Source organism: Chloroflexota bacterium (assembly GCA_016219275.1).
Classification (GTDB): domain Bacteria; phylum Chloroflexota; class Anaerolineae; order UBA4142; family UBA4142; genus JACRBM01.
In genome coordinates this window covers 22,606-29,905 of record JACRBM010000020.1, presented here as the reverse complement: position 1 = coordinate 29,905, position 7,300 = coordinate 22,606, and the positions used below count along the sequence as shown (strand labels likewise).

General features: G+C 56.3%; 6 protein-coding genes. All 6 read left to right on the top strand.

Going from position 1 to position 7,300, the window contains the following annotated elements; genetic code table 11:
• The first annotated feature begins 293 nt into the window (after positions 1-293).
• Genes HY868_03635 through HY868_03610 form a run of 6 tightly spaced genes read left to right on the top strand, consistent with a single transcriptional unit; the run spans position 294 to position 7,225 of the window.
• Positions 294-1,484, top strand: coding sequence for a PD40 domain-containing protein (locus HY868_03635; GenBank protein MBI5301204.1), 1,191 nt, complete (start codon positions 294-296; stop codon positions 1,482-1,484).
• Between the two features lie 57 nt (positions 1,485-1,541).
• Complete coding sequence (locus tag HY868_03630) at positions 1,542-3,740, top strand: glycoside hydrolase family 88 protein (GenBank protein MBI5301203.1); 2,199 nt, start codon at positions 1,542-1,544, stop codon at positions 3,738-3,740.
• Between the two features lie 13 nt (positions 3,741-3,753).
• A complete protein-coding gene (locus tag HY868_03625) occupies positions 3,754-4,890 on the top strand; it encodes an acetylesterase (protein ID MBI5301202.1) in 1,137 nt (378 codons plus the stop codon).
• 14 nt (positions 4,891-4,904) lie between these two features.
• Complete coding sequence (locus HY868_03620; protein ID MBI5301201.1) at positions 4,905-5,867, top strand: aldo/keto reductase; 963 nt, start codon at positions 4,905-4,907, stop codon at positions 5,865-5,867.
• 21 nt (positions 5,868-5,888) lie between these two features.
• Positions 5,889-6,866, top strand: coding sequence for an aldo/keto reductase (locus HY868_03615; protein ID MBI5301200.1), 978 nt, complete (start codon positions 5,889-5,891; stop codon positions 6,864-6,866).
• Positions 6,863-7,225, top strand: coding sequence for a cupin domain-containing protein (locus tag HY868_03610; GenBank protein MBI5301199.1), 363 nt, complete (start codon positions 6,863-6,865; stop codon positions 7,223-7,225). The genes HY868_03615 and HY868_03610 overlap by 4 nt, the downstream gene beginning before the upstream one ends.
• The last annotated feature ends 75 nt before the right edge of the window (positions 7,226-7,300 follow it).

The following is a 7,300-nucleotide window of genomic DNA, read 5'->3' as shown; positions in this document are numbered from 1 at the left end:
GTAGCATTGCTACTGCGAATTTGGTGTTTACCGCCGAGACGCAGAGGGCGCAGAGAAAAATCAAAAGAACTCTGCGTTCTCAGCGTGCTCCGCGCCTCGGCGGTAAAATTTCCGACGTATCAGTAACGGTGCTACAGTGTCAAATTTTACCGCAGAGGCACGGAGCACACCGAGTTTCTAAATAAATTTTCTCCGCGCTCTCCGCGTCTCGGCGGTGAATTCCGGATAGACTGTTGAAATAGTACACACAGGGCAATTTGGAAAATTGCCTTACATTTTAGAAGGAGATTCAAATGATTGGCAGCAAGTGGAAATCAGAAATTCGCGAATTCAAGGACGCCAAGACCGGGCGTACCATCAAGCAATTGACGACAACCGGCAACAACGTTCATCTGTACTTTACCGAGAACTCGTTCGACGCGAACAAAAACGAAATCATTTTTCGATCCGACCGCGCGTCGGGACAAGACTGCGCGCCGCACGAAAATCCGTTTTACAACTTGTTTCGGATGAACCTCGACACCGGCGAAATCGTGCAATTGACCGACGAGTTGGTAGAGAACGCAGGCGATGAGGGCGGCTCGATCCACAGTGTCACCAAGACGCGCGACAGTCGCATCATTGTCTATCGTACCGGCGACCACATCAAAAAGTTGGACACCGAGACCGGCGAGAACAAGATTCTCTACACTGAAACCGGCAACTATACATTGGGTTCGCCTTCGATTGCGCCGAATCGTCGTTACATCACGTTCTCGCGCAACGAGGATGTGCACGTTGCCGATGGACCCAACTATGCCGGTTTCAAGGATCGTTTTTATCTGGTCAAGGATGGACGCATCACTCTCGCCTTCCTCGACGGCTCGGGTTGGTTCGACGTGTTCAAGGATACGCACCAGGTCGGGCACTTTCAGTTTTGTCCGGTGGACAGCACGATCGGTTCGTATTGCCACGAAGGACCCTGGAACTTGGTAACGCAACGGATGTGGCTGTTGGATTTTATTTCGCGCGAGGCGCGTCCGTGTTTTCGCCAAGACGAACAAGATTCGATTGGGCATGAATTCTGGACGCACGACGGCTATCTCTTTTTCGACGATCGCGGTCCAGGGCACGACGGCACGATCACCTCGGATCGCACGCAAGCGGTCGCGACGAATGTCGAGGTCAACCAGAACGCGATGATTCCCTTCGTCGGACTCGCGGATCGTTGGGGCAACATCGTCAAGCGCATTGATATGCCATTCTATTGCAACCACTATCATGCCAACCCAGGCAACACTGTTCTCGTCGGCGACGATGTGGACGACCTGGTGTTGATTGACATTGCGGGCAAGGAAGCGAAACTGCAAGTGCTGTGCAATCACAAAACGTCGTGGCACACGCAGAGCGCGCATTGTCATCCGACCTGGAGCTGGGACGGCAAAAAAATTCTGTACGCGTCCGATTTTGGCGGGCACGTGAATCTCTATCTCGTGGAACCATAACGTAGCAAAAACCATGGTGATAATGTTTCAAGAGGAATATCACGCAAGGAGCAAACCATGTCACACTACTTTGATCGCGACGAAAGCATTTTCAACTGGATCGGGGACGATCTCCCACGCACGTTAGAAATCATCGCCAATCGCTACATCGGCGAAAACCCGCCGACGCCATTCGTGTATCGCGCGTTCAGCCGGCGCGGCTTTGCGCAACTGAATGACGGCAGATACGATCTGAACTTGCAAGCGAAATTACCGGACGCCAAGCCCGGTCAATGGGCGTATCTGTACGGCATGTTGTGGAGTGACGGCGAAAAAAACGACGAATTCTTGATCAGTTCCTATTCGCCGACGAGCGTATTCGTGGACGGCAAGTTGGTGTATCGTTCGTTGCTCGCGCACGAGACGAATGTCCAAGCCGGCAAATTGGTGATCGTCCAAGTGCACAAAGGTTGGAACGCGTTCTTTATCAAGACGCGCAAAACGCCTGCGGGCTTTGGTTGCGTCATAGGCACCTCTTTCAAAAGGGCGTTCCCGTTTCATTTCATGTCACCCTTTGCGGAACGCGCGGGACAAGCCGGCTGGGTCTATTCGCAACTCGCTGCTCAAGATGTTTATGCCGAAAATAAATTTCCTGGCATTGGCGATAACGAACGCGCCACGGGGCTGACCTGGTTTCCGGCAATGCAATGGGACGCGGCAGCATCGAAGCAAAAAGCGTGCGCGCGAATTTTCGGCGTTCAGCCCGGCAAAACTGCCTATGCTTGGTCGCAGTTGGAAATCACCGCGCCGACTAAACTGCAACTCGACGCCGCGGGCGCGACGAAAATCTGGATTGACGGCAAGCCAGTGTGGGAAGGTCAAGCCGGCAAGCGCGACCTTGATCTCTCGTTGTCGCGCGGCAGACACGATGTGCTCGTTGCCACCGTTTCATCAACGGATGACTGGGGGTTTGTCATTTCGAGGAGCGGTCTTAGCGACGAGAAATCTCAAAGTCACACGCCGGAGATTTCTCGCTCCGCTCGAAATGACAGTAACGCGGAATTTCAACTGCCGTATCCGGTCAAAGGCGTTGGCGATGCGTGGTTGCATCTCGGACCCTTCGACGCGCCGTTGGCGAATTCGCCGGCAGAGATCCAAACGATCTACCGTTTGTTCGATAACCAGGGCGCGCCGGTGTACTGGCGCGTGGACATGCCCGAAACCTGGGTTCGTCCGCATCTCGAAAACGAAAATTTCGCCAAGTGGAATTATCAGATCGGCGTGACGTTGTACGGTTTGTTGCAGACCGCGCGACGGTTGGGACGCAAAGATGTGATTGACTATGTGGTGCGGCACGTCAACGAATGCGCCCAGTCTTATGCGTACTCGCTCTACGACCGCGACCAGTACGGCACGCAGTCCATCAACGAACAACTCGTCGAGATGAGTTGCCTCGACGATTGCGGCTCGTTTGGCTCGGCGGCGTTGGAGACATACAAGGAAGCGCCATCACCGGAAATTCGCGCGGTCGTGGATACGATTGCCGATTACATTTTGAATAAACAAGTGCGGACGCCCGACGGTGCGTTTTATCGCGTGCATACATTGTGGATTGACGATCTGTACATGAGCACGCCATTCCTGGGTCGGTACTATCAACTGACCGGCAAGCGCGCATACATTGACGACGCCGCGAAACAATTCTTGCTGTTCAAAAGATACCTGTATTTACCGGAACAAAAAATCATGTCCCACATATACGATTTTGGGTACAACCTGGCGACCGGCATTGCGTGGGGACGTGGCAATGGGTGGTGCTTGTTCTCACTCTCCGAAATTTTGGAGATGTTGCCGAACGATCACCCAGATCGTCCCGCGCTGCTCGAGTTCTTTGCAACGTTGTGCGAAGGATACCTGGCTTTGCAAGGCGAGCGCGGCTTGTGGCATCAGGTGTTGAACGAACCCGATTCGTACGAGGAAACGTCTTGCACCGCGATGTTCGCGTATGCGTTTGCGCGCGGTGTGCGTTTTGGCTGGCTGAAGGAAACGGTGCCATACATTCAAGCGGTTCGCAAAGCATGGCGCGGGTTGACCCAGATCAGTATTGATCGCTTGGGCAACGTGCATGGCGTTTGTCGCGGTTCGTCGTACGCATTCACGTCCGATTACTACAAGTACGAATTGCTGTGGCGGACGAACGATACGCACGGCATCGGCATTGTCATGCTCGCCGGCGGCGAAGTTATCAAACTGAACGAATGGCTGGCAGCGCATTAACGTTGGAGTCATTATGTCACGACACTATCAACACCTGGGTGTCTTTAGCGATTGGGTGGACGCCGCGCGCGAACAACAACCGCTCTTTCCGGTTGCGCCGCCCGGCGCGGAAACGCAACACCGCGTACGCGAGGTTTTGGGATTTTGCAATCGTCCCGAAACGCCGCGCGATGTTCAGATCGAGCAATGCTGGGAGCGCGATGGGTTGATCGGCGAAGAGGTCTCGTGGTCGGCGGGCTTTGGTCCGCGCACGCACGCCTACGTGCTCAAGCCGGCGCACGCGCAACAGCCCCTACCCGGCGTCGTGGCGCTGCACTGTCACGGCGGCTTCAAGTTCTACGGCAAGGAAAGAATCGCGGACGGCGCGACCGACCCACTGCCCGTCATCGTCGAGTATCGCAAAAAATATTACGCGGGACGCGCGTACGCGAACGCGCTCGCGCACGCCGGGTTTGTCGTGCTCGTGCCCGACACGTTTCTGTGGGGCAGTCGCAAATTTCCGCTCGACGTGATGCCCGCGCCGGTGCGCGACCTCACCGCCACAATTCTTCAAGCCGCGCCGCCCGACGCGAGCACGCCTTTCGAGATCGCGCAGTACAACGCCGCGGCGAACCAGCACGAGCATTGGGTCGCCAAGTACTGCAACGTCCTGGGCACGAGTCTCGCCGGCGTGGTCAGTTACGAAGACCGCGTCGCGACAAACTATTTGCTTTCGCGTGCGGACGTAACGCCGGATCGAATCGGGTGCATCGGTTTGTCGGGCGGCGGTAATCGCGCGGCGATGCTCAACGCGACGCACGAGCGCATCGCGGCGACGGCGATAGTCGGGTTGATGAGCACATACGAAGGACTGCTCGATCACAACATGTCGCACACGTGGATGCTCTTTCCATTCGGTTGGGCGCGCTATGGTGATTGGTCCGACCTTGCCGCGTGCCGCGCGCCGTCGCCTTTGCTGGTGCAGTATGACTTGGACGACGAACTGTTCACCGAGCAAGGGATGCGCGATGCGGATGCGCGCTTGCAACAACACTATGCGAGTGTCGGTACGCCCGCGGCGTACGTCGGACAATTTTATCCGGGTCCGCACAAGTTCGATTTAGAAATGCAAACCGCGGCGTTTGCGTGGCTCAAGCAATCGCTCACATAATCGAAAGGAACGAAATGGAATACATCCATTTGGGACGCACGGGTTTATTGGTCAGCCGCTTTTGTCTGGGCACGATGGCGTTCGGGCGCGAAGCCGACGAGCCGACGAGCGTCCGCATCATGGAGCGCGCGCTCGAACTGGGCATCAACTTTTTCGACACCGCGAATCGCTACGGGCAAACGCCCGGCGTGACGGAAGAAATCATGGGTCGTTGGTTGGCGCTAGGCGGCGGACGGCGCGAAAAAATCGTGCTCGCGAGCAAATGCTATGGCGAGATGGGCGACGGTCCGAATGATCGCGGGCTGTCCGCGTACCACATTCGACGCGCGTGCGAAGATTCACTGCGGCGTTTGCAGACCGATCACATTGATTTGTACCAGATGCACCATGTTGATCGCGCCGCGCCCTGGGAAGAAATCTGGCAGGCGATGGAACAACTCGTGCGCGAGGGCAAGGTGTTGTACGTGGGCAGCAGTAACTTTGCCGCGTGGCACATCATGCAAGCGCAGAGCACAGCCGCGGCGCGTAATTTCCTGGGTCTCGTCTCGGAGCAGAGCCGCTACAGTTTGGCGATTCGCACGATTGAACTCGAAGTGATTCCCGCGTGCCGCGCGCTAGGCATCGGCATCTTGCCGTACGGTCCTTTGCGCGGCGGCATCTTGGCGGGCGGAACACTACAAGCGACGACGGGGCGACGCAGCAGCGAGGGCGCGCGCAGATTGTTCGAACGGCACAAGACGCAGATCGCCGCGTACGAATCGCTCTGCGGCGAGATCGGCGTCGAGCCGGCGCACGTCGCGCACGCGTGGTTGTTGCAACAACCCGGCGTCACTGCGCTGATCCTGGGTCCGCGCACCATCGTCCAATTGGAGCACAGCGTCAAATCGGCAGAGGTCAAGCTCTCGGATGAGGTGATGACAAAACTCGATGCGATTTGGCAAGGACCGGGACAAGCGCCGGAAGCGTACGCGTGGTAAAATCGAGAAGAAAGGGCAACGATGAAACGAACATTGGGTTCAAGTGGAATACAAGTTAGCGCGCTGGGAATGGGTTGCTGGGCAATCGGCGGACCTTGGACGATGCGCGGCACGCAAGCCGGGTGGGGAACCGTGGATGACGATGAATCCATCCGCGCGATCCACACCGCGCTGGAACACGGCATCAACTTTTTTGACACGGCAGCGAACTATGGTTGCGGACACAGCGAACGTATCCTGGGTCGCGCGCTTGCCGACCGACGCGACCGAGCCATCGTCGCGACCAAGTTCGGCTACGTGGTGAACGAGCAAACCAAGCGCGTTGATCTGTACGACGACGACGTGAACAGCGACAAGGTCGTGAGCTATTTGCGCGAGGATTGCGAGACCAGTCTGCGGCGACTCGGCATGAATTACATTGACCTCTATCAATTTCACGTCAACGCGTATCCACCTGAAAAAGCCGGCGCAGTGCGCGACGCGTTGGAAGCATTGGTCGCGGAAGGCAAGATTCGCTTTTACGGCTGGAGCACCGACAATGCCGAAGGCGCGCGCGTCTTCGCGCATGGCAAACACTGCATCGCGATTCAACACGATCTCAACGTGATCCGCGACGCGCCTCAAGTGCTTGCCGTCTGCAATGAATTTGGACTTGCCAGCATCAATCGCAGTCCGCTCGTGCGCGGCGCGATCACCGGCAAATACGCGTCAGACGCGAAATTCCAGCTCGACGATCTGCGTCACCGCGAGAACTTTCAAGAGCAGTGGCTGAATCCCACGCTCGAAAAACTCAATGCACTGCGCCAAATTTTGACGAGCGATGGGCGAACGTTGGCGCAAGGCGCGCTTGCTTGGATCTGGGCGCGCAACGCGCGGACGATTCCGATCCCCGGCATCCGCACGGTCGCGCAGGCAATCGAAAATGCCGGGGCAATGCAGTTCGGCGCGTTGAACGGCGATCAAATGAGAGAGATTGAACAACTGATGAGGCGATCATGATTGTGAGAAATTTTTTGGACGCGCCTAGCAAGGTGCAATCCATTCACGAAGGCAAAGGCGTGGGCAAGAACGCGCGCGTCTTCGACAAGCCCGATTTCGATACGCCGCTCAAGTTCATCAACTATGTCGAGTTGGAACCGGGCGCGACGATTGGCGTGCATCGGCACGGCGCGAATGAGGAAGTGTACGTCGTGCTCGGCGGCAGCGGTGTGATGATCACGAACGACGAACGCCAAGCCGTGAAAACCGGCGACATTATTCTGAACAAGCCGGGCTGGGAACACGGCATCGAAAACACATCCCAGGAGTTGCTCAAGTTATTCGTGTTTGAAGCTGATTTGGTGATTCAAAATCCGTAATTCGTAATTCTGAATTTTGAATTACGAATTACGAATTCACGCGAGGTGAGGAGTGAATGCAGGCAGAAAATGGCA

Bases quoted from the DNA above. Each gene is read 5' to 3' on its own strand.
- HY868_03620 (MBI5301201.1), top strand. From the start codon at position 4,905: ATGGAATACATCCATTTGGGACGCACGGGTTTATTGGTCAGCCGCTTT.
- HY868_03615 (MBI5301200.1), top strand. From the start codon at position 5,889: ATGAAACGAACATTGGGTTCAAGTGGAATACAAGTTAGCGCGCTGGGA.
- HY868_03630 (MBI5301203.1), top strand. From the start codon at position 1,542: ATGTCACACTACTTTGATCGCGACGAAAGCATTTTCAACTGGATCGGG.
- HY868_03625 (MBI5301202.1), top strand. From the start codon at position 3,754: ATGTCACGACACTATCAACACCTGGGTGTCTTTAGCGATTGGGTGGAC.
- HY868_03610 (MBI5301199.1), top strand. From the start codon at position 6,863: ATGATTGTGAGAAATTTTTTGGACGCGCCTAGCAAGGTGCAATCCATT.
- HY868_03635 (MBI5301204.1), top strand. From the start codon at position 294: ATGATTGGCAGCAAGTGGAAATCAGAAATTCGCGAATTCAAGGACGCC.